Raw genomic sequence first — 21,910 nt, forward strand, 5'->3', positions numbered from 1 at the left:
CGCTTCTGTTCCTGATCCTGCGGCAGATCCCGGCCTGATCGGCCGGACGACAACGGTTGTGGTCGAAACGGCGCGCGGCTGCCAAAGTGCCTCAGTCGATCCGCGCGGCGGAGGCCTTTTGCAGGGGCTTTCCATGCAAGACCGTGCGGAGAGAACCGCTTTCGCGCAACAAGGCCACGGCAAATCTGGTCTCTCGGACGGTAAGCCCGGTCTTTACGGCAATGTCCTCCACCCCATAGCCTGCCTTCAGCATTGCTCCGATCATCGCACGATGTCCCGCCGGTTTCGGTTCTGCCTCTCGGTGGGCGGCATGCCGGTTCTGGTCTGTGAAAGCCCGAGGCGCCGATGCGGCCTGCGCCGGTTGCCTGTCGTCGATGTCAGCCCGGGAAATCAAGCCATCGCTACGCCGTGGTGTCTGCAAGACACACCTCCTGTGGAAACGGAATCAACCAGTCTCCGTAGTCAGGGCGCCAGTCCCTGGGCGCACGCAGCACACGCCTTGCCGACAAGATAGCGGCGCTGCCGAATGGATCAAGAGGCGAGAATATCGAAAACGACAGTGATCCGCGTCGTTGCGACAGGCGCGCCTGGCAGGCCGGGATGGGGATGAAGGAGCTATAAGAACGACGCCCCGCCGAGGTCCATGCGACAGGGATGAAAGACGATGCCGTCCGGGCAACGCCGCGCCTTGCGCCATTCGGAGCCTTGATGGAGCGGTCGATTTCGGGATGAAACCGAAGCGCAGCGGCCGCTTTGTGGTTGAAACCTTTGATTGGTCCTCCAAACTCAGGCGACATTCGAGGAGGAACCATGCTGAACGTCATTTCCCGCCCATTGGTCCGGCTTGTCGATCGCTGGCTGCCGGATCCCTATATCTTCGTGGTCATCCTGACATTGCTTGTCATGATCGCGGCCATGGCGATCGAGGGGCATGGACCGATGGCGGTCGTCGGCATGTGGGGGGCGGGGTTCTGGGAACTGCTGTCCTTTGCCATGCAGATGCTGCTGGTGCTTGTCACCGGCTACATGATGGCCTCGACCCCGCTGGTGCGGCGCGGGCTGGAGCGGCTGGCCGACCTGGCGGGATCGCCCGGCACCGCGATCCTGCTGGTCAGCTTCGTCTCGCTGGCGGCGAGCTGGATCAACTGGGGCTTCGGCCTGGTCGTCGGCGCATTGTTCGCCAAGGCCATCGCGCGCAAGGTCCGGGTCGACTATCGGCTGCTGGTCGCCTCCGCCTATTCCGGCTTCATCGTCTGGCATGGCGGGCTTGCCGGCTCGGTTCCGCTGGCCATCGCCACGGCGGGCCACCCGTTCGAGGGGGCGATCGGTGTGATCGCTACCCACCGGACCATCTTTGCCGCCTATAACCTGTTCATCGTCATTGCTCTTTTCATCGCGGTGCCGCTGGTCAACCGCATGATGATGCCGCGTCCGGGCGAAGAGGTCTTTGTCGACCCCAAGCTGCTGGCAGAGCCCGAAGTCGCCGATACGCCCGGCACCACACCGGCCGAGCGCATGGAAAACAGCCGCGTTCTCAGCTGGCTGATCGGCGCGGCGGGCGTCGCCTGGCTGGTTCAGTATTTCGCGGGATCGGGCACGCTGACGCTGAACGTGGTGAACTTTCTGTTCCTGATCGTCGCCATCATCCTGCACGGCACGCCGCGCCGCCTGCTGGCCAGCCTGAACGAAGGCGTCAAGGGCGGCGCCGGCATCGTGATCCAGTTTCCGTTCTATGCCGGGATCATGGCGATCATGCTGAACTCGGGCCTGGCCGAGACGATCTCGGTCTGGCTGACCTCGTTCGCGACCGAGAAAAGCTTTGCCTTCTGGACTTTCATGAGCGCCGGTCTGGTCAACTTCTTCGTGCCCTCGGGCGGCGGGCAATGGGCGATCCAGGCGCCCGTGATCCTGCCCGCGGCCGAGGCGCTGGGGGTGGACGCCGCCCGCGCGGCCATGGCGGTCGCCTGGGGCGATAGCTGGACCAATATGGTGCAACCGTTCTGGGCGTTGCCCATTCTGGGGATCGCCGGGCTGAGAGCCCGCGACATCATGGGATTCTGCACTTTGCATCTGGTGCTTTCGGGCATCATCATCTCGATCGGCCTGACGTTCATCTAGGGCCCTGCCGCCATTTGTTCCGTGACTTGAAAGGAAAGCCTGCATGAATGCCGTGATCGACTTCCTGAACCTGATCTTCTGGAACTATGTGCTGATTTACGGGCTCCTGGCAGTGGGGGTCTACTTCACCCTGCGGCTTGGCTTTCTGCAGTTCCGCCACTTTCCCGAGCTGTTCCGATGCGTCATCGGTTCGGGCGAGACCGACAAGAACGGGATCACGCCCTTGCAGGCACTGACCGTCAGCCTGGCCTCGCGCGTTGGGACAGGCAATATCGCCGGGGTGGCGGTCGCGATCTATCTGGGGGGACCCGGCGCGGTGTTCTGGATGTGGATGGTGGCGCTGGTCGGCATGGCTACCGCCTATTCGGAAAGCGCGCTGGCGCAGCTTTACAAGGTTCATGGCGAAGGCGGCATGTATCGTGGCGGTCCGGCCTATTACATCTCGCGAGGGCTGGGTTTGCCCTGGCTGGGCGCGATCTTTGCCGTCGCGCTGATCATCGCCTTCGGCCTGGTCTTCAACTCGGTGCAGTCGAACTCCATCGCCGAGGCGGTGAACGGCGCGTTCGGTGTGCCGAAATGGGCGGTCGGCCTGGCGACGGCGGGGCTGACGGCTGCGATCATCTTCGGCGGCATCCCCCAGGTCGCCCGCGTGGCCGAGATCGTGGTGCCCTTCATGGCGGGTATCTACCTGCTGGCGGCGATCATCGTCATCGTGATGAACCTGCCGGCGGTGCCCGGCGCGCTATGGCAGATCGTGGGCGGCGCCCTTGGCCTGACCGAGGCTGCGGGCGGCGTCGCCGGGTCGGTCGCGGCGGCTGCGATGAACGGCATCAAGCGCGGGCTGTTCTCGAACGAGGCGGGTATGGGGTCGGCCCCCAATATCGCGGCAGTAGCGACCCCTGATCCGCATCACCCCTCGAGCCAGGGTTTCGTGCAGGCGCTTGGCGTCTTCATCGACACCATCCTTGTCTGCTCGGCGACGGCGGTGATGATCATCCTGTCGGGCGTCATGGAGCCGGGCAGCGGCGTCACGGGCACCGTGCTGACCCAGAATGCGCTGGTTCATCACTTCGGCGCCGCAGGAGGCGTGTTCGTCGCGGTGGCCATCTTCTTCTTTGCCTTCACGTCGATCATCGGCAATTACGCCTATGCCGAGAACGCCTTTTCCTATCTGGGGTTCGGCAGCAAGACCGGGCTGACGGTGCTGCGTGTCGCGGCGGTCCTCATGGTGATCTGGGGCGCGATCCAAAGCGTGGCGACCGTCTTCAACCTGGCAGATGCTTCGATGGGGCTGATGGCCACCATCAACCTGATCGCCATCGTGGCGCTGTCGGGAACGGTGGCCAAGCTGACGCGGGACTATCTGGCACAAAGAAAGGCCGGAAAGATGCCGACTTTCCACCTGTCGCAGCATCCCGACATCGGCCGGGGTGTCGACCCCGAGATATGGCGATGACTGCCGCGACGATCAGATGCCTACTGCGCTGCCGATAAGCTGGGACACCCAGAGCGCTCATCCCTCATACTCCGATACCTGCGAAGATCGGCCAGTTCGAAGAAGCGCGCGTAGTCAAAGCCATCGGAGTAGCGGCGATGCGATCGACGCTGTGCAGCCTCCGGCTGCCCGCTCGGACAAGCCTTATGCTGCCGTCGCGGGGCAGGGCGGAATGATCGCCTTTGACATTGCGAAACAGTTTGTAAATCCTGCCCCCGCAACCAACGATACAGACAAACCCGTCGCTCCTGCGGCGGGTTTTGTCGTTTTGGCAGCGTTTCCAATAGCTGCCGCTCGGTCCAGTGCAGGATCGCGCCCAGTCCTCCATAAAGCACAGCGTCGATCTCGACCCGGTTCGGGCCGGGCGTCAGCACGATCTTCTCGATCGGAGCGCGCAAATCCTGCGACGCTTCCTGCCGTTCTTCCTTCCGGTTGAGGGTCTTCGTCAGCGCGACGACCTTCTCCGCGTAGATGGCCGAAGCACTCGGCAGAATGTCCGGCGTGTCCGCCGGCGCATCGGCGAGCAGAGCCGTCAGTTCTTCCCTGCGGGCTTCCAGCCCGGTCATCTTCTCCTTCATCGACGGATGATACATGCCGTCCGCAATGGCCTCGACGATCTGCGCTATCTGCTTCTCGACCTTCACCAGTTCTGCCTTCCAGGAATCGCCGTTCGAGCGGCGTTCCCGGTTCAGCCGGTTCGTCTCTTCCGCGTATTCGCTGCGCGGCGCTGACCTTCGCCTGCTCGAACCATATCAGCAAGGGTTCCTGCTCCAACAGTCGCGGCATTGCGCGCGAAGACCTGGAGCGACGTGTGCTTGCTGGATTGAAAGACCGGATGATGGCCCGGAGATCGTTGAGGACGCCATGCGCGCCTAGGGACCGCCGCAGCAGCCGCAGAACACCAGCTCCGACAGCAGCGACTTCGGACGCCGCACGCCGTTCAACCGGTTCTTTTTGTGATGCGCGCGCACGGCCTCGGTGACATTCGCAAACTTCTCGGCGATCTCCGCCTGCCGGGCCTTCACCGCCTGCCAGAGATCCTGGTCGACGATAAGCAGGTCCGGCACGTCGGTGATCACCCATTCAGCTTCCGGGTTCATGCGCGAGGCCCTCTTGCCGGTGTGGGGATCCTTGACGTAGCGCATGCGGTTCCAGACGAGGCGGCCGATATAGATCTCGTTGTTGACCAGCCCGGTGCCGCGCTTGACACGGCCGTGGATCGTGGTGTCGTTCCATGCCCGACCCTCGGGACCGGGCACGCCTTCTTCTTCGTTCAGGGCCTTCGCGATGGCGCGCGGGCTGAGACGAATGCTCTCGGAACAGGGTGTTCATCGGGGCGCGACCGCACAGCCCGAGACTCGGCCCGAGAGCCGGAGATGTCGGAAGCCGGGCTCCGGCGTCTCGGGACGCCATGGCCCGTGCGCCCCGCCTTCACGGTTGCAGATAGCCGTCCACCTGCACCTTCAGCCGGCGAGGATCGACAGGTGTTGCAAACACGAACGCGCCCCGCTGTTCGGATCCCGAGCCGAGATAGCCGAATTCCAGCCGCTTGGTCCCTGCGCCCGGTTCCGCTGCCATCGCGCTGACCGAGATGTCCGAGGCGGCCTCCTTGCCGGCATTCATCACCTTGATGCCGACGATACTGCCCTGCCCCGCGCGCTCGACCTGTTCGACAGAGATCGACAGCACCGGCCGGCCGCTGGCGGAAAAGATCGCCTGCGTCGCCAAAAACAGCATGATCGCCAGGACGACGACGCCGGAGAGCCCGCCAATGACCCATTCGATCGGGGATTTCCTGTCGCTTTCATTCGAAGTCATCTTGCACCCGCTTCAAAGGATCAGCCGCGCGCCCGCAGCCCCGATCGCGGACGGAAAGGCCAGCACGATCGCCGCCATCACGGCACCGGTCACGGAAAGTCCATCCGTGCGGGCAAAGATCCACAACAGATAGAAGCTGGCACTGAAGGCGATCACATAGCCCGGCAGGGTCAGCCGGATGAACGGGCTCCACCATGGCTCCTCCGGCGTGACCTCCGAGCCACCGGCGAAGCCCACGGCAAAGACGAAGCCATGCATGATCGTGATGGACAGCACGACCAGAAGCAGGCTGTGCCATTCCGTGATCTGATACGAGATGATCATGACATCCTCGGTCGGGGCCACGTTGAAACCCAGGAAGAGCGCGCCGATCATCATCAGGAAAAGCTCGCCGCCATAGGTCTCCTCGCGCTCCACCGGCGGCTTTTCGGCCGAGACCGAGGAGAACGCGCTTTTCGCCAGGAGCGCGCCGATCGCGGCCGGGATCATCTGGATCACGATCTTGCCGACGATCTCGCTAGCCGGGGTTTCGTGGTCGATCACGCCGAAGATCGTCAGCAGGATTGCGCAGACCACGCAGGACAGGCCAAGCGCCAGAAAGCTGTCCAGGATATCATCGGCCCAGGCCGAGGTGCTTTCGAAACCGATATGCCGCGACAGCAAGACGAGCAGCGGAAAGGCCGTCACCAGCAACGTGAAAAGCCGCAGCCGGTCCAGATAGAAGCCCATCACCCACAGTTCGGTGGTCATCAGCATCGGCAGGGCAAAGACCAGCGCCCCGCCCGCCGCCCGCCCCAGGTCGCGCAGCGCCTTGCCGGGTCCATTCGGTCGCTGTGCCCTGCGCTGCATCGGTCGGTCCACCTTCGAAGCCCTCTCTGGCCAATGAGTCACAAGTCGCTTGCTGGAACCATCCTACCCGGTTGGCGGACAGGCGACAGATCTCTTTCGTGCTGTAGAGCGCACATGCTGCAACTGGTCTCGCGCCGACACCACGCTTGTCTGCACAATCTATGTCTGGCCGTCGCGTTCTGGCCTTGGCCCGGGCCGATCAGCCATTCGGCGCGACCGCATGTCTCGGTGGTTCAGGCAAAACGCCAAACGCCCCCCGTTCCGGTGCAACCAGGCGCTGGCCTGCCTCCTGCCCACCGACGGGAACATCCCTTCGCAACCGAAGTTCAGCACAAGGTCAACGGAGGGCGCGCGCATGGAACCGTCATCACAGGCAAACCGGCATCCGGCGGCGCTGGATTGCCTCAGACTGATCGGACATTCCAAGGCATCGCATCACGAAGGCGCGTCGTTCCAGGCCGTCGGCCAGCGGCTGGCTGCGCATCTGGGCCTGCGCTATGCCGGCCTTTCGGAACGCGCGGCCGGTCCGGGCGACTACCAGGTGCCCCGCGCCGCCCTGGCAGGTAGGGACAGCCGCCCGGCCAGCGGCCGGCACTTCCTGGGCGGCTGGACGGAAAGCCCCCTGCATGCGACCAAGGCCGTCATGCATCCGATCGGCGACGGGGCGCAAGCCGTGCCCGACGACTGGCCCGCAGCGCTGGGGCCCGAGCTGGCGGATCTGGTGCTGCCGGGGGCGACGGCGTTTTCCGTCCCCGATGCGCTGCGGGCGGGCAAGGCGCTGTGGCATCGTGCGCCGCGAACCAGCCTGCGCCTGAAGCAGGTCCAGGCCGATGGCGGGCGCGGGCAATGTGTCGTGGACGATCTGGCCCAGCTGCGCGCCGCGCTCGAGCGCTGGGAAGAGGTCGTGGGGCAGGGCCTGGTGATCGAGGAGAACCTGGCCGATGTCCGCACCCTCAGCGTCGGGCAGGTCGAGATCCCGGGCCAGACCATCGCCTATATCGGCGAGCAGGCCGTGACCGGCAACAATCGCGGCGAGCCGGCCTATGGCGGCTCGCGCCTGCTGGCCATCCGCGGCGGTTTCGCGGAACTGGCCAATCTCGGCTTTGCGGGCGACTTCGGCCTGGCCATCGCGCGCGCCGCCGCCTTCGACCGGCTGGCCGACCGCCATCTGGGCCTGATCGCATCGCGGCGCAATTACGACGTCGCGCTGGGGCGCGGCGCGGCGGGTGCCCCGCGGGTGGCGGTGCTGGAGCAGTCCTGGCGCATCGGCGGCGCGACCCCGGCCGAGATCCTGGCGCTGGAAGCCTTGGCCGCCTCGCCGGACGCGGGCAAGGTCCGGGCCGCGACGGTCGAGCTCTATGGTCCGGGGCTGGAACCTCCGCCCGGGGCCTTCGTTCTGTTTCATGGCGAAGACCCCGAACAGGGGCCGATGCTGAAATACGCGATCCTGGGGAGAGAATGCATTGCCGACCCAATCCGTTGAATTGCCGATCGGGTCTGATGTCCTGTCCGCCAGCCTGATCGCCCCCGCCACCGGCGTGCCTGCGGTGCTGTTCGTCCATGGTTGGGGCGGCAGCCAGGAACGCGATGCGAAACGCGCCCGCACCCTGGCGCAGCTGGGGTTCATCTGCCTGACCTTCGACCTGCGCGGCCATGGCAAGTCCAGCAACGACCTGCGCCGCGTCACGCGCGAGGACAATCTTGCCGACCTGGTGCTGGCCTATGACCGGCTCGTCGCCGTGCCGGGGGTGGATCCGGGTTCCATCGCGGTGATCGGCAGCAGCTATGGCGGTTACCTGGCCTGCATGCTGACCAGGACGCGCCCCGTGCGCTGGCTGGGCCTGCGCGCGCCGGCGCTTTACCGCGACAAGGGCTGGACGGTTCCCAAGGCCGAGCTGAACCGCGAGGATCTTGCCGTCTATCGGCAGAGCCTGGTCGAGACCTCGCAAAACAGCGTGCTCCAGCAATGCCGCGCCTTCCGGGGCGACGTGTTCCTCGTGGAATCCGAGCTTGACGACATCGTGCCGCGGCCGGTGCTGTCCAGCTATCTCGCCGCCTTCCTGAACGCGCGGTCGATGACCTATCGCATCCTGGCCGGCGCGGACCATGCCCTGAACGACGCCGATTGCATCCGCGCCTATGACAACCTGCTGCTGAACTGGCTGAAGGAAATGATCTTCGCCGCGCGTTGAGGGGGACCGGCCGTTCCATGGCCAGAAGCGCAGCCCTCGGCGACAGCGTCGCGCCTTTCTTGCTGGGACGTTACCGGAAGCATTTCGCAACGCTGTCGGTTCAAAGCACCGCGAACCGTCCGGCCGCACCCCGGCCTTGGCGGGATGAGGGCTCTGTTGCCCAAATCCCGAGAGGGATACATCTCCTGAAGCCAGCGTAGTAGGTGGATGGCATGCGCAGACCGACACCGCCGATCTGCAGGACCCGGAACGGGCCCGCCTGCAACGAAGCGCTCAAGCGCCGCGCTCGCTCAACCTCGTTCCGCGCGGCGGTTGAGAAAGCGATAAGCAGCATCCGCCCCGGCACCGGCGATCATTTCATCTGGATCGCGGGCGAGGCCGCGGACCGCGCGGCCTTCGTGCCCAGCCTTGACCCGATCCGAAAAGCGCGGCGGATGGACGGGCCCTATTGGCTCAGTCCGGTGAAAAGCCGGCCTTCGCGCTGAATGCGTGCCAATAGCGCCGGTTCGCGTCCCGCCGCCCCTGAACCGCAAGGTTCATCAAGGCTATGGAACGACCACGCTCCTGTCATGCCGCTGCTGGATCAGTCGCGCCGGCTGGCGCTGATGCTGCTGTCGACGGCACTGTCGCGCTTTCCTGCCGAAAGGCGTGTTGCCATGGCGGTTCTGACCGTGTTCAGCGGATTGGGCGGCAAATCCCGGCAGCTGTCATGTCGGGTCCATCGGCCTCTGGCCGCGGCTCGGGCGGTCCGCCGGTTTTCGCCACCTTCGACGCCTTGCCGCTGCGGGGCCCTGCGCAACTGCTGGACCTGCCTGTTTCGGTCGGGTGCAGCGGGCATGCCATGGGCGCTGGCGGACAGCGTTGCCCTCGGCGCGGTGCTGCCGGTGCCGGTCCTCGGGCGCGGTGCGGATATGGCGCTGCGGCCGTCCGCACTCGGCTGTCGCCGATTGACTGCCCGCAGATCCGGGCCGAGTTGCAGGGCGCCTTGCCCGACCTGCGCAAAAGCGCTTGATCGGAACGGCCCGTTACCGAAGCCCGGAGCCAAAGCCAAAGGGCCGGCGCAAGACGCCGGCCCGTGCTCTCCTGCCTCTCACCAATCAAAATCATCGCTGCCAAGCTGGTTCAGGCGGGTGTCCTCGATCACCAATGTATCGGCACCGGCCCGGATCACCACGTCGCTCCCGACCTGGCTTGCGGCGCCGCGCACGTCGCCCCAGCTGTCGAAGCGGGCATAGGCTGACAGGTCGATGGTGTCGTCGTCGCGATCGAAATCGGTGATCCGGTCGCGGCCGCCGTTCCAGACGAAGACATCCGCGCCCTCGCCCCCGGTCATGGTGTCATTGCCGGCACCGCCGTTCAGCGTGTCATTGCCCTCATGCCCGATCAGGCGGTCGGCGCCGGCCTCGCCCCAGATGCGGTCGTCGCCCTCGCCGCCATGGACGATGTCGTTGCCGGCACCGGCGCGGACGGTATCGTTGCCTTCGCCGGCATTGATGGTATCGCGCCCGGTTCCGGTAACGGCAAGGTCGTTGCCCTCGCCCAGCGAGACGGCGTTGTTGCCGTTGCCGGCGCGGACGAGGTCATTGCCTTCGCCGGCGTTGATGATGTCATTGCCGGCATAGGCCAGGATCACGTCGTTGCCTTCGCCGCCGAAGACGCGGTTGTGGCCCTGGCCCGCATCGATGCGGTCGTTGCCCTCGCCTCCGTCCAGGGTGTCGTTGCCGCCCGCGCCCAGGATCCGGTCGTCGCCGGACATGCCCCAGATGCGATCCGCGAGGCTGGTGCCGCGCAGCAGGTTGTCGCCATCATTGCCACGGATATTGGCCATGGTTTCTCTCCGTCATTTGGATGTGTCCGGCTGAAAGGGACGGCCGTGCCGTCATCCGCCGCCCGGCTGCCGGTGGAACCGGGGGCGAAGGCTGTTCAGGCGCGCTCGCGCCGCGCCAACCGCTCGCCGACCAGCAGCATGCGCATGGTGTTCTCGGCCGCCTGACGCAGCAGCTTCGCGCCGTCGTCGATGGCCTTTCGCAGCGAACAGGGCCGCCGCATGATCGACGCATAGGCGCCGATCCCGTGCTCATAGGTCTGGCGCGCGCCCTTGCCGATGGTGCCCGCAAGCGCCACGGTCGGCACGCCCAGGGCTTCGGCCCGGCGCGCCACCTCGCAGGGGACCTTGCCGAAGGGGCTTTGCCCGTCCAGCGCGCCCTCGGCGGTGATGACCAGATCGGCGCGGCCGAGCTGGCGGTCGAAATCCAGATAGTCGAGGATGATGTCGAAACGCGGATGCAGCGTCGCGCCGGCAAAGCCGATCAGCCCCGCGCCCAAGCCCCCCGAGGCCCCGGCGCCCGGCATCGGCGCCACATCCTGGCCCGTCGCCTCGCGGATCGCCTCGGCATAGCGGATCATGCCGCGGTCCAGAAGCTCGACCTGTTCGGGCGTGGCGCCCTTTTGCGGGCCGAAGACGCGGGCGACGCCGCGCGGACCCAGCAGCATGTTGTGCCAGTTCACCGCCGCGTCGATCCGCACCCCGGCCAGCCGCGCGTCCAGCCCCGAGATGTCGATCCGCGCCAGATCCTGCAAGGCACCGCCGCCCTCGGGCAATTCAATGCCCTGCGCGTCCAGCAGCCGCGCCCCCAGCGCCCGCGCCATGCCGGCGCCGCCGTCGTTGATGCCGCTGTCGCCGCAGCCGATCAGGATGCGGTCGACGCCCTGGTCCAGCGCCTGCAGGATCAGCTCGCCCACGCCCCGGCTGGTGGTCAGCGTCGGGTCGCGGCGCTCGCGTGGGACCAGCGACAGGCCGGCGGCGGCCGCCATCTCGATCACCGCCGTGCGCGGCCCGTCGCCCCCCATCATGCCCCAGAAGCTGGGCACCGGCTGGCCCACCGGGCCGGTCACGGTGGTGGCGATCATGCGCCCGCCGGTCGCGGCGACCAGCGCCTCGGTCGTGCCCTCGCCGCCGTCCACCATCGGGGCGGTCAGGATCGTCGCATGGGGTGCGGCGCGGCGGATACCGCGGCCGATGGCCTCGGCCACGTCCTTGACCGAAAGCGATTCCTTGAAACCCGAAGGGGCGATCAGAACAGTCAGAGACATCTCAGCTCTCCTTTCCTGCTGTCTGATGGGTTTACGGGCGGGGGCGGATGGTTATTCCCGGCCCGTGCGAAAAAATTCGCACTCAGCGGATCACCAGCCGGATTCCGGCCGGGCGCAACAGGCGGTTCAGGCGTTGCAGGCCGGGATCGGTGCGGCGCCGGACCGGGGTTGCCTTCTGCCGCGCCGGCTGTCGGACCAGCACGGGTCGCGGCGGCGGCCGGGTCGCCTCCAGCATCGGGGCGGCCCGGCCCGGGGTCAGTGCCACCGCCTGCGCGACAAGGCTGGCGGCGGGCTGCATCGCGGGCGTCGCGGCCGGCCGCAGCCCGGCCAGTTGCTGTGGCCAGACCAGCAATGCAAAGCCGATCAGCAGCGCCGTCACCAGAGGCGCCAGCGGCAGCGCCAGCCGCATCAGGTCGCGCTGGTCGAAACCCGCCTCCTCGGCATTGCCGAAGATCGCCACCGGCTTGGCCGAGGCCATCATGCTTTGGCAAAACCCGGTGCCCATCACCGCGACCAGGATCATCAGCGCCGGATCATGCCCCAGCGCCGCCAGCGGCAGCGCCAGCGCCGGGATCAGCACCGCCGCCCGGGCCGAGCGCGAGGTGATCGCCAGATGCGCCGCGACCGAGGTCAGGGCCAGCAGCACCACAACAGCCGCCAGACTGCCCGACAGCCGGGCGGGCAGCGCATCCAGCACCTGCCCGGCCAGCCAGCGGTCGGTGCCGGTCGTGACCATTGCCTCGGCCAGCAGGACGGTGGCGGTCATGTAAAGCAGCAGCTCGGTGTCGACGGCGCGAAAGATCTCCTTGGGCTTGCGGCTGGAAAACGGCGGGGTCAGCAGCACCAGCGCCCCGATCAGCGCCACCAGCGCCATGCCGATGCCATGCAGCCCGGCGCTCAGCCACAGGATCACGACCAACGCCAGCACCAGCGCAATACGGCGCTGGCGGGTGCGGGTGGCCGGATCGGGCGCCGGGGTCTTGATCCGGGGCAAGGGCGCCCGCAGCAGGTCGCGCGGCACGAAAAGCCACAGGATCAGCACCGCGCCGATCAGGCTGGCCAGCAGCGAAAACGGCAGGCCCAGCATGGCCCAGTCCAGATAGCCCAGCCGGATGCCGCTCGCCCCCCGGATCGCCTGTGCGGCCAGCAGATGCGCGCCCGCCCCGATCAGCGAGCCGCCTGCCGACAGCAGGATCACCGTCGGAAACAGCAGCGCCAGCGGCTTCTTCAGCCGGGCGTCCGGCACGGCCGCCGCGATGGCCGCAAAGACCGGCAGCAGCAGCGCCGCCCGCCCCGAGGTCGAAGGCAGCACGAAACCCGTCGCGGCGATGGCCAGCGTCAGCCACAGAAAGAACGGCAGGACGCGCATCCCCCGCGCCAGCAGCGGCGCGACCAGGCTTTGCGTCAGCCCGGAGTCGCGCGCGACGGCGGCGATGACGAAGGCCGACAGCAGCAGCCAGATCAGTTCGCTGCCAAGCGCGGCAAAAAGCTGCGCCTCGGTCAGCACGCCCGCCAGAACCAGCGCCAGCACGGCGGCCAGCGCCACCAGCGATTCCGGGATGCGGGTGCCGACCCAGCCCAGGATCGCAAGGCCCGAGACGGCCAGCGCGATCCGTCCGGGCGGCGCCAGATCGCCCGGCAGGCTGGACAGAAAGGCGATCAGCGCGGCCAGCACCGCCAGCGCCAGATGGCGCGGCGCGGGCCGGGGCAGATCGGCAAGGGCAGGCAGGCTGCGGGCGGTCATGGCATTCTCCTGTGCGTCGGGTGACAGGATTACGACAGCGACCCGGGTTTATTCCCGCAATGCGGCGGCCTCGTCCTCGGGCGTCAGCGGCGCCCCGGCCCCGATGGCCGCGATCGCGGCGTCGATCGTCGCCGCGCCCGAGGCCGGGCGGTATTCCTGGCCGCCATCCTGCGAGACGGCGGCGAAACGCTGGGCCCAGCCACCGGCCTCGCGACAGGCCAGCACCGTGCGCCGTTCCGCACCGCGCGCGGTTTCATATTCGCGGCAAAGCCCGCCGTCCGCCGCCCGGAACGAGGCGATCATTGCCAGCTCGGCCCCACCGTCCAGCGGCCGGACCTGCCCCGAGGGCAGGCCGTCCAGCGCCGCAAGCTCGGCCGCCGAAAGCGATTGCGGACCGGGTGTGCCGGCCCATTCCCACCAGCCCAGCCCCAGCGCCACGATGGCGGCCGAGGCAGCGGCGGCCATCCATGGCCGGCGGTTCAGGTTGGCAGAGGTTGGCGGGTGCTGCCCGGCCGCGCCCAGGCGGGCCCCCGCGGCCGGTGGTGGAACCTGCACCGGGGGGGCGGCCCCGGCATCCGGCCTGACCGCCGCGCGAATGGTCGCGGCCAGCGCATTTTCGGCCAGGGAATCCCCGGCCGGCGCTGCGGTCCGCAGCCCGCCCAGCAGCCGCCGGGTCTCCTCAAAGCGGTGCAGCCGGGCCTGCAGTCCGGGATCGGCGGCAATGGCGCGGCGCAGATCCTCGGTCCGGGCCGGGTCCAGCTCGCCATCGGCCAGCGCCATCAGGGTCTCGTCGTCGATCTGCATCGGCCCGTCCTTTCCGCCTTTGCCCGTATACGTCCCGTCGCTCATCTTATTCCCAATCTTTCGGAAAGCGCGAGGCGGGCGCGGGACAGCCGGCTCATCACCGTGCCCTGCGGGATGTCCAGGATGCGCGCGGTCTCGGCATAGCTCATCTCCTCGACGCAGACGAGATGCAGGATCTCGCGCTGTTCGGGCGAAAGTTCGGCCATCGCCGCCTCGACGCTGCGCAGCATCAGCCGCGCCTCCAGCGCCGGGCCGGGATCGGTCGGCAGCGCCTCGGGCATGTCATGGACATCGACATGAACACCCGCGCTGCGGACGCGCCGGGTCTGGTCGATGAAGCCGTTGCGCATGATGCGGAACAGCCATGGTTCCAGCCGCTGGGCCGGATCATAGCCCGAGGCGCCGGCAATCGCCCGCTCGACCGTCTGCTGCACCAGATCGTCGGCCTGATCGGGTCGCCGGGTCAGCGACAGGGCATAGCGCCGCAAATTGGGCAGCAGCGCGATCAGCGCCTCGGCAAAGGCCGCGTCCATCAGATGCCATCTCCCCGAAACCGAAAAATTGACGAAACCGGGGAATAATAGAAAGTGATGAACGTAGAATGTCCAGAAACCGTCTGGAGTCGTCCGATGATCCTGCCGCGTGCCCTTGCGTTCCTTGCCCTGTTCCTGGTCGCGCTGACCATCGGCGCCATGCCGCAATCGTCGGGCTGGGGGCCATCGGCGGCCTGGGCCGATGACGACGACGACCGGGACGATGACGATGATGCGCCGGTGCGCCGCCGCCCTGTGGCCCCCGCCGCCCTGCGTGCCGCGCCCTTGCCGGTCCGGGCCCCGGACGAGGTCATCGCCCGCGGGCTGTCGCCCGCCGACCTGCAGCGCTTGCAGGCCGAGGGGTTCCGGCTGCTGCGCACCGTCACCCTGGCCAATGGCCAGCCGATGCACCGGCTGCGCAAACCCGCCGGGCTGACGATGCCGGCCGCCCGCCAGCGCGTGCGGCAGATCGGCTCGGCCACGGCGGCGGATTTCAACCACTATTATCGGCCGGGCGGGGCGGCGGTCTGCTCCGGCGGCGATTGCCCGGCTCGAAAGATGATCGCCTGGCCCGCGATCCAAGGCGGCTGCGGCAAGACGGTGCGGATCGGCATGGTCGATACCGGTGTGAACGCCGATCACGCCGCGTTGGAACATGCCAGGCTTCGGGTTCACCAGATCGAGCCCGGCGGCAAGCGTGCCGCTTCGGACGCGGTGCATGGCACCGCCGTCGCCGCCCTGCTGGTGGGGCGCAGCGACAGCCGCAGCCCTGGCCTGGTCCCCGATGCGGAACTGATCGCGGTGGATGCCTTCCACAAGGCCAAACAGGACGAGCGCGCCGATGCCTTCGCCCTGGTCGAGGCGCTGGATTATCTGGCCAGCCAGAAGGTGCAGATCGTCAACCTGTCGCTGGCCGGACCGGCGAACCAGGCGCTTGGCGGCCAGATCCGGGAGATGGACCGGCAGGGCATCCTGCTGGTGGCGGCGGCGGGAAATGGCGGCCCCGCGGCAAAGCCCGCCTTTCCCGCGGGCTATGGGCCGGTGATCGCCGTCACCGCCGTCGACCGCCGCAGCCAGGTCTATCGCCGCGCGAACCGGGGCAGCCATATCGACTTGGCGGCGCCGGGGGTCGACGTCTGGACCGCCGCCTCGATCAGCGGAGCGCGGACCAAGACCGGAACCTCGTTCGCCGCGCCCTTCGTCACGGCGGCCGCGGCCCTGCTGCTGCAATCCGAAGCCGGTCTGACCCCCGCCCAGACGCGGGCGCGCCTGCAGGAAAGGGCCCGCGATCTAGGCCGGCCCGGCCCGGACGAGGTTTTTGGTCATGGACTGGTGCAACCCGCAAGCGGCTGCGGCTCGTGACTGTCCCGACGCGAGCAGGGCGCTGCCGGAGGCGAGGTTCGCCGCCGAGGTTCGACGGCAAAGGCAAGCCGACTTGGTCTTCACGGATTTGCAATCCTGCCCCGCTTGCTGAAAGCAAAGGCAAGCTCTGTAAACGTCCCTGCTTTGTTCACGGTCATGATCAATGGCTTACGTTTCGACGGTAAACGGCTCGGCCGATGCAGCTGGTCGCAACCCTGTCAATGATGGGGTGCCGGTATGAATCATGAGAAGACGGCTTTGGCGATCAGTAACGCCACGATCCGCCGGCACAAGGATCACGGCTGGTCCGGCTCGCCGTCGCGCAGCTACAAGCAGGCGATGCGCGGCTGGCAGGACTGCTACCATGCCGCGGTCGGATGATCGCGCGTGTCGCTGGCTTTACACAGGCTACCCCATGCTGATCTGCGCGCGATGAGCCCCATTGAACGCAGGTTCCACGATTTGCTGATGGAAAATGCGCCCGCCTCGCAAGCGAGCCAGAAAATCGAAGCCTTTCGAGCACAGGTCAAAGCCGACAGTTTTCGGCGCCTGCCGGACGAAAAGGCATTCATGGACGACCAGTCCGGGGATTTCTGAGCGGAAGACGTATCCCGCGTCATCTGTGGCCCACAATGGCCTACTTTTGCGATTCGCCAAACATCAGTGATCAACTATTGTTTTGCGGGGCCCGGTGCAAAGCACCACCCGCAAATGTCGGACCGGCGGCTCGCGCCCCGGTACCCAGCTTTCTCCGCCCATGAAGAAGATCGATCGGCGGCCGCATCGTTTACCGATGAAGCGCCAGCAGATCCTGCCCGAACTGGTGCAGCGACATGACCTCGATGCCGTTCGGCAGCGGGAACGCCTCGTCCCCCGGATAGATCACGATCCGCCGCGCAGGTTGCAGGTCTTCGCAGGCCGAGTGAAAGCCGCGCTCGACCTTGGGCGCAAGGTTGCGCTTGACCTCGACGGCCCAGACCGCGCCGCCCGGCAGGGTCAGCACCAGATCGACCTCGGCCCGCGCACCGCTGCGGTAGAACTGGGCCTGCGTCCCATCCGGCATCAGGGCATGGGCGGTCTCGATGATCAGACCTTCCCAACTGGCGCCCGCGACGGGGTGGCCGAGAACGTCGTCCAGCGTCGTCAGTCCCAGCAGGGCATGCAGGATGCCGGTGTCGCGCACATAGATGCGCGGGGACTTGACCAGCCGCTTGCCGATATTCGCATGCCAGGGCTCCAGGCGGCGCACCAGCATCAGATCGACCAGCAGATCGAGATAGGAGGCGACGGTCTTGGCATCGACCCCGAGCGCGCGGGCCAGTTCGGCGGCGTTCGACAGGCCGGACTGCCGATGCGCCAGCATGGTCCAGAAGCGGCGCAGCGTCTCGGCCGCGATGCGGGGACCAAGCGCGGGAATGTCACGCTCCAGATAGGTGCGGATGAAGTCGCGCCGCCAGCGCAGGCTGGCCTGATCGTCGCGGGCGAGGAAGCTGTCGGGAAAGCCGCCGCGCAGCCAGAGCCGGTCCAGATCGGCGGCGGGAACCTCCAGCGCGTCGAGGGGGGCGAGTTCGGCATAGGCGATCCGGCCCGCCAGCGTCTCGCCGGATTGCCGCAGCAGGTCGATGGAGGCCGAGCCGAGCAGCAGGAACCGGCCCGCCCGCAGCCCCTTGCGCCGTCCCCGGTCGATCAACCCGCGCAGGTTCTGGAACAGGTCCGGCACCCGTTGCACCTCGTCGAGGATGACCAGCTTGTCCTCATGCGCCGACAGGTAGAGTTCCGGGTCCGAGAGCTTCGCCCGGTCGGCGCTGGATTCGAGGTCGAGATAGAGCGAAGGGCGCGCATCCCCCAACTCCTGTGCCAGCGTGGTCTTGCCCACCTGGCGCGGCCCCAGCAGGGCAACGGCGGGGCTGTCGCCCAGAAGGGACTTCACGGTTTCGGTGATACGGCGCTCGATCAACATCCTTGCAATTATGGAGATTGGTTCCCGATTTACAAGGTTAATTCTGCGGGGCTTTCTTCAATAAGCCCGGCTGTCGGAAGGCCCGCTGCATATCTCCGGGCTTATCCATAGCAACCAACGGTGCAGCGCACGCGCAGCCAAGCCGGGTTGGAGATGTGGAGCTTCTGGTCGATGGCAGCTTGAAGGTGCCGCCCCATGGGCGGCCGCAAACCGCATTCCGCCCCAGCCTCATGGGGGCGGTCGGAATGCGGTTTGCGCGCAGCCTGACCCCGGCCCGCTTGCTTCACGACGGGCCGTAGGGACGGGGTCAGGCGAATTCGTTTTCCCGGCAGGCCATCATCCAGCGTTCATCGCTGTCGGGCAGGTCGATGCCGTAGAATTCCAGCACCTGGGTCAGGTCGTAGATGCGCTCTTCCTGCTCCGGCTCGGTCAGCGGGGTCCACCAGTTGCGCGCCTTGACCTCATCCGGCTGGAAGATCGATGCGGGCAGTTCGCCTTTGAACGGTTGCGGGGGGATCAGTTGTTTCCTTTCATCCATGGCCGGATCACGTCCAGCGCCGCCGCCGATCCGGCGAGGCTGGAGCGGTGGCGCTTGCCGCCGAAGCCGATCTCGACCCATTCCGCCAGCCGCACAGTATGGATGAAGAGGTCGGTCGCCTCGGTGTTGCGGCCGTCCAGCGTTACGCTGACGCGGCAATTGTTGAAGTCGCAGGTGCCGTTGGCGTCGAGTTCGTTCATCTGGTCGGTGATCCTCTGGGGTAATGTCGATGCCAACATCCGCCAGCGCCCGCACGATCAGCTGGCTCATGGTGATGTCGCGCCGCGGCGCCTCGATCCGCAGCGATTTGTGCGCCTCGGCGCTGAGGCAGATCGAGGTGCGCTTCAGGCCGGCGGTCGGTTTCCGCTTCGCGGCTCTCATCGATACCAGCCCTCCTGCATGCGGGGGATCACGTAGCGCAGGAACAGGCCGACACCGCCGGCAAACAGCATGAAGGGCGACAGGAACAGGAAGGCCATCAACCCGTCGAACCAGGTCGTCGAGTAAACCGACGCCACCAGCATGCCGAAACCTATGCCGGCAAGAACGAAGAATGCGGCTATGCCGAGCAGGAAGGTAGATGCCTGGCGCCAGCTTTCGACCGAGCAGCCCCACACGCCGCGGATCGCCCCGCAAGCAGGGCAGGTCGAGGCCTCGGCTTGAATCTCGGTCATGCAATGCGGACATTGGTGGTGCATCGGTTGGTCCTGAAAATAAAGATGCAAACACGTCCGGCACGGAACAACCCAAAATGGGATATTGCTCAAGCACCACTATCCGAATTCCGGATTTATCTGGAGTTCAAGGATGGGCCGAACCTTGCGCAGCCCTTGTCATTTGGCCTTGATGGCTGCCCTCAACCAGGCCCGTCTGGATGCAGGGCTGACGCAGACCGAGTTGGCAGAGCGTCTGAAGTTTGATTCGATGTGTGGTGGGCGCCTCACGGCATCGCATCTGCGTATCTCGTGAGCGCCACCGTTCGTCCATAACGAAGCGACGTGCGAGCAAGATCGTATTTGGTCTTCGGATTATGAAACGCGGTGGATTTTGAGTTCTCGGTATCGTAATTCTCCACCTTGTCCACGCGGATCGCCCGAATCCTAAGAAGGCACTGGTTTGCGAGTTGGAGCAGCTCTGCCAAAACGCTGATAACACTCGTTGCTCGAATCATTACCAGCCAATAGCTTGCGGCTGGAGGAGGGAAGATTTTGAAATACTATGCGCATACGGGTATTCGTGAGGATCGAAGCGATTGGCAATTGCTGACCGACCATCTCGAAAATACGGCTGCTCTGGCTGCCGAGCGAGCTGCACCCCTCGGGTTGCGGGCAGCGGCGCATATGGCTGGCCTTTTCCATGACTTTGGCAAATATGACCCCGCCTTTGATCGCATCCTGTCCGGCGAAAAATTGCGTGTGGATCATTCGACGGCTGGGGTTGCCCTGCTGCATGCCCGGACGCCTGCCGGTTTGCGACCAGTTTCTGAAGTGATCGGCTATGCCATCCTGGGCCATCACGCCGGGTTGCCTGATCGCCATGGCGCCGACAGCAGTATGGAGCGCCGGCTCGATGCCTTCCGCGACCCGATCGCGCCGGAAATCTCGGCCGCGACCAGCCCAGATTTTGGCCCGATCGCCAGGGAACTGGCTGAGCTGATGCGCCCGGCATCTTGCGGCTTCGACCTGTCGGTCGCGGCGCGCATGGTGTTTTCCTGTCTGGTCGACGCGGATTTCCGTGACACCGAGGCATTCTATGCCGGACTGAACGGCACCCGGCCGGATCGCGACTGGCCGGCCCTGGCCGATCTGTTGCCGGAATGGAGAGACGCCTTCGATGCGCATATGGCGGGATTTCGCCAGAATGGCCGCATCAACCGCCTGCGCGCCGAGATCCTGATCCATGTCCGGCAGGCTGCGGCGATGGCGCCGGGGCTTTTCACGCTGACCGTGCCCACCGGCGGCGGCAAGACGCTGGCTTCACTGGGCTTTGCGCTGGACCACGCGGCACGTTATGGGCATCGCAGGATTATCTTCGCGATCCCCTATACCTCGATCATCGACCAGACCGCGGCCATTTTCCGCGGCCTTTTCGGCGATGCGGTGCTTGAGCATCATTCGGCCATCGACGACGAAAGGACCGACCCGGAGCGCAAGGACAAGCTGCGCCTCGCCATGGAGGACTGGGCCGCGCCTCTGGTCGTCACGACCAATGTGCAGTTCTTCGAAAGCCTTTTCGCGGCGCGCCCCTCGCGCTGTCGCAAGTTGCACAATATCGCCGGCTCGGTGATTGTGCTGGACGAGGCGCAGGCCCTTCCACGCAAGCTGCTGATGCCCGCTCTGCGGATGATTGACACGCTCTGCGCGCATTACGGCTGTTCGGTGGTGCTTTGCACGGCGACGCAACCCGCCTTCGATAGCCGCCAACTGAAAGAGGGCGGCTTGCCGCTGGAGGGGCGCGAACTGGCGCCTGATCCGGTGCGGCTCGCCCGCGAATTGCGCCGCGCCCGCATCGTGCAGGGCGGCGAGATGGACGACGCTGCCCTGATCGAGGCATTGCGCGACACGCCACAAGGGATGGTCATCGTCAACAGCCGCGCCCATGCATTGGACCTGTTCAACGCGACCAAGGCCGAGGAACTCGAGGGGCTCGTCCACCTGACCACGCGGCAATATCCGGTGCATCGGCGGGCTATTCTGGACGACATCCGTGCGCGCCTGAAAACCGGTGCACCCTGCCGGCTGATCGCGACCAGCCTGATCGAGGCGGGCGTGGATCTGTCGTTTCCCAAGGGCTGGCGGGCCGAGGCGGGGCTGGATAGCTGCGTGCGCGGGGGCGTGGATCGAAACAGCAGCTTGGCGACCGGCTCTATTTCGGCACCGATGTCGCCCCCTTCGCGGGGGCGTGGATCGAAACCCGGAAGCCGCCTTCCCAGATCCAGTCGTAATCGTCGCCCCCTTCGCGGGGGCGTGGATCGAAACCCGATCCTTCCTGGCGCTGGCCAGGGCGTTACTAGGTCGCCCCCTTCGCGGGGGCGTGGATCGAAACGCCTTGGCCGGGGTGACGTGCGAGGCCGCCGCCGCGTCGCCCCCTTCGCGGGGGCGTGGATCGAATGCTGGTTCCCCCTCGGTTCGGCACTCGGTTGTGTACAGCTTCGGCACCCGGTTGCATGACAGTCGGTGCCAGCAGCCCCAGCAGTACCGTTCTCAGAGCCAGCGAAGGCGAGAAGCGCGGAAACCTCAACTATCGCAGCGGTTCTCACCTTCGCTGTTACTGCAAGTGACGGAGACAGAAAGGGCGGAGAGCGGTCTGACGGCAGCGCGGCACGGCAGCCGCAGCGAGACCGAGAAACCGGACACTCAAGCAGGGAACCGCTAGGGTCAGGACCCATTGATTTTCCACCTTCG

The 21,910-nt window shown here is 66.5% G+C and carries 22 protein-coding genes, 1 pseudogene and 1 CRISPR repeat array; of the genes and pseudogenes, 9 read left to right on the plus strand and 14 right to left on the minus strand.

The features are described 5' to 3' along the window. Window positions 1-91 precede the first annotated feature (91 nt). Window positions 92-421, minus strand: a complete 330-nt coding sequence (locus E3D03_RS17135) for a hypothetical protein (RefSeq protein WP_263567955.1) — start codon at window positions 419-421, stop codon at window positions 92-94. A 389-nt stretch (window positions 422-810) separates the two neighbouring features. On the opposite strand from E3D03_RS17135, the gene E3D03_RS17140 reads away from it, so the two are divergent. Further along, the gene (locus E3D03_RS17140; protein ID WP_263567956.1) at window positions 811-2,118 is read left to right on the plus strand and encodes a short-chain fatty acid transporter; all 1,308 of its coding nucleotides are present in this window, start codon (window positions 811-813) and stop codon (window positions 2,116-2,118) included. A gap of 43 nt (window positions 2,119-2,161) precedes the next feature. Then, window positions 2,162-3,574 carry an alanine/glycine:cation symporter family protein gene (locus tag E3D03_RS17145; RefSeq protein ID WP_080621422.1) on the plus strand — a complete coding sequence of 471 codons (1,413 nt, stop codon included), beginning with the start codon at window positions 2,162-2,164 and terminating at the stop codon, window positions 3,572-3,574. A gap of 20 nt (window positions 3,575-3,594) precedes the next feature. Here E3D03_RS17145 and E3D03_RS17150 read toward each other — a convergent pair whose 3' ends face one another. The 4 genes from E3D03_RS17150 to E3D03_RS17165 all read right to left on the minus strand — a co-directional run bounded on the left by E3D03_RS17150 (window position 3,595) and on the right by E3D03_RS17165 (window position 6,280). Beyond that, window positions 3,595-4,257, minus strand: a complete 663-nt coding sequence (locus E3D03_RS17150; RefSeq protein WP_263567957.1) for a hypothetical protein — start codon at window positions 4,255-4,257, stop codon at window positions 3,595-3,597. A gap of 228 nt (window positions 4,258-4,485) precedes the next feature. Continuing rightward, entirely contained in the window at window positions 4,486-4,872 is a 387-nt protein-coding gene (locus tag E3D03_RS17155; protein WP_411969832.1) for a recombinase family protein, read from the minus strand. Between the two features lie 172 nt (window positions 4,873-5,044). Next, a complete protein-coding gene (locus E3D03_RS17160) occupies window positions 5,045-5,431 on the minus strand; it encodes a hypothetical protein (protein WP_263567958.1) in 387 nt (128 codons plus the stop codon). Between the two features lie 12 nt (window positions 5,432-5,443). Beyond that, window positions 5,444-6,280 carry a TIGR02587 family membrane protein gene (locus E3D03_RS17165; RefSeq protein WP_263567959.1) on the minus strand — a complete coding sequence of 279 codons (837 nt, stop codon included), beginning with the start codon at window positions 6,278-6,280 and terminating at the stop codon, window positions 5,444-5,446. A 355-nt stretch (window positions 6,281-6,635) separates the two neighbouring features. On the opposite strand from E3D03_RS17165, the gene E3D03_RS17170 reads away from it, so the two are divergent. From E3D03_RS17170 to E3D03_RS17180, 3 genes are all read left to right on the plus strand, one after another. After that, window positions 6,636-7,763: a DUF3182 family protein gene (locus E3D03_RS17170; RefSeq protein ID WP_263567960.1), complete on the plus strand. Its 1,128-nt coding sequence runs from the start codon at window positions 6,636-6,638 to the stop codon at window positions 7,761-7,763. After that, complete coding sequence (locus E3D03_RS17175) at window positions 7,744-8,472, plus strand: alpha/beta hydrolase family protein (RefSeq protein ID WP_263567961.1); 729 nt, start codon at window positions 7,744-7,746, stop codon at window positions 8,470-8,472. Before E3D03_RS17170 ends, E3D03_RS17175 begins: the two co-directional genes overlap by 20 nt. A 212-nt stretch (window positions 8,473-8,684) precedes the next feature. Next, window positions 8,685-8,957 (plus strand): hypothetical protein, encoded by a 273-nt coding sequence (locus E3D03_RS17180; protein WP_263567962.1) that lies wholly within the window; start codon window positions 8,685-8,687, stop codon window positions 8,955-8,957. 605 nt (window positions 8,958-9,562) lie between these two features. Here the strand turns inward: E3D03_RS17180 and E3D03_RS17185 are convergent. From E3D03_RS17185 to E3D03_RS17205, 5 genes are all read right to left on the minus strand, one after another. Continuing rightward, window positions 9,563-10,300 (minus strand): calcium-binding protein, encoded by a 738-nt coding sequence (locus tag E3D03_RS17185; protein ID WP_263567963.1) that lies wholly within the window; start codon window positions 10,298-10,300, stop codon window positions 9,563-9,565. Between the two features lie 95 nt (window positions 10,301-10,395). Continuing rightward, entirely contained in the window at window positions 10,396-11,565 is a 1,170-nt protein-coding gene (locus E3D03_RS17190) for a glycerate kinase (RefSeq protein ID WP_263567964.1), read from the minus strand. Window positions 11,566-11,647: 82 nt separating this feature from the next. Then, window positions 11,648-13,309 carry an SLC13 family permease gene (locus tag E3D03_RS17195; RefSeq protein WP_263567965.1) on the minus strand — a complete coding sequence of 554 codons (1,662 nt, stop codon included), beginning with the start codon at window positions 13,307-13,309 and terminating at the stop codon, window positions 11,648-11,650. Between the two features lie 48 nt (window positions 13,310-13,357). Continuing rightward, entirely contained in the window at window positions 13,358-14,113 is a 756-nt protein-coding gene (locus E3D03_RS17200; protein WP_263567966.1) for an anti-sigma factor family protein, read from the minus strand. A gap of 41 nt (window positions 14,114-14,154) precedes the next feature. Next, a complete protein-coding gene (locus E3D03_RS17205; protein WP_062561469.1) occupies window positions 14,155-14,646 on the minus strand; it encodes an RNA polymerase sigma factor in 492 nt (163 codons plus the stop codon). A 96-nt stretch (window positions 14,647-14,742) separates the two neighbouring features. On the opposite strand from E3D03_RS17205, the gene E3D03_RS17210 reads away from it, so the two are divergent. From E3D03_RS17210 to E3D03_RS17220, 3 genes are all read left to right on the plus strand, one after another. Next, window positions 14,743-16,008 (plus strand): S8 family serine peptidase, encoded by a 1,266-nt coding sequence (locus tag E3D03_RS17210; protein WP_263567967.1) that lies wholly within the window; start codon window positions 14,743-14,745, stop codon window positions 16,006-16,008. 237 nt (window positions 16,009-16,245) lie between these two features. Continuing rightward, window positions 16,246-16,389 (plus strand): hypothetical protein, encoded by a 144-nt coding sequence (locus tag E3D03_RS17215; protein ID WP_263567968.1) that lies wholly within the window; start codon window positions 16,246-16,248, stop codon window positions 16,387-16,389. Between the two features lie 6 nt (window positions 16,390-16,395). Then, a complete protein-coding gene (locus E3D03_RS17220) occupies window positions 16,396-16,605 on the plus strand; it encodes a hypothetical protein (RefSeq protein WP_263567969.1) in 210 nt (69 codons plus the stop codon). Window positions 16,606-16,795: 190 nt separating this feature from the next. Here E3D03_RS17220 and E3D03_RS17225 read toward each other — a convergent pair whose 3' ends face one another. The 4 genes from E3D03_RS17225 to E3D03_RS17240 form a co-directional block, all read right to left on the minus strand. Continuing rightward, a complete protein-coding gene (locus tag E3D03_RS17225; RefSeq protein ID WP_263567970.1) occupies window positions 16,796-17,968 on the minus strand; it encodes an ATP-binding protein in 1,173 nt (390 codons plus the stop codon). A 307-nt stretch (window positions 17,969-18,275) separates the two neighbouring features. After that, a complete protein-coding gene (locus E3D03_RS17230) occupies window positions 18,276-18,506 on the minus strand; it encodes a hypothetical protein (protein WP_263567971.1) in 231 nt (76 codons plus the stop codon). Next, window positions 18,485-18,706: a hypothetical protein gene (locus E3D03_RS17235; RefSeq protein ID WP_263567972.1), complete on the minus strand. Its 222-nt coding sequence runs from the start codon at window positions 18,704-18,706 to the stop codon at window positions 18,485-18,487. The genes E3D03_RS17230 and E3D03_RS17235 overlap by 22 nt, the downstream gene beginning before the upstream one ends. 177 nt (window positions 18,707-18,883) lie before the next feature. After that, on the minus strand, window positions 18,884-19,180 hold the full coding sequence (locus tag E3D03_RS17240; RefSeq protein ID WP_263567973.1) for a zinc ribbon domain-containing protein: 297 nt from the start codon (window positions 19,178-19,180) through the stop codon (window positions 18,884-18,886). Between the two features lie 648 nt (window positions 19,181-19,828). Here E3D03_RS17240 and E3D03_RS21410 point away from each other — a divergent pair. Next, window positions 19,829-20,851: pseudogene (locus tag E3D03_RS21410) on the plus strand (CRISPR-associated endonuclease Cas3''); the annotation flags it as partial. 469 nt (window positions 20,852-21,320) lie between these two features. After that, window positions 21,321-21,616: a CRISPR direct-repeat array (repeat unit 30 nt; unit sequence GTCGCCCCCTTCGCGGGGGCGTGGATCGAA). Window positions 21,617-21,910 lie beyond the last annotated feature (294 nt).

The organism is Paracoccus sp. DMF, assembly GCF_004407025.1.
Lineage (GTDB): Bacteria > Pseudomonadota > Alphaproteobacteria > Rhodobacterales > Rhodobacteraceae > Paracoccus > Paracoccus aminovorans_B.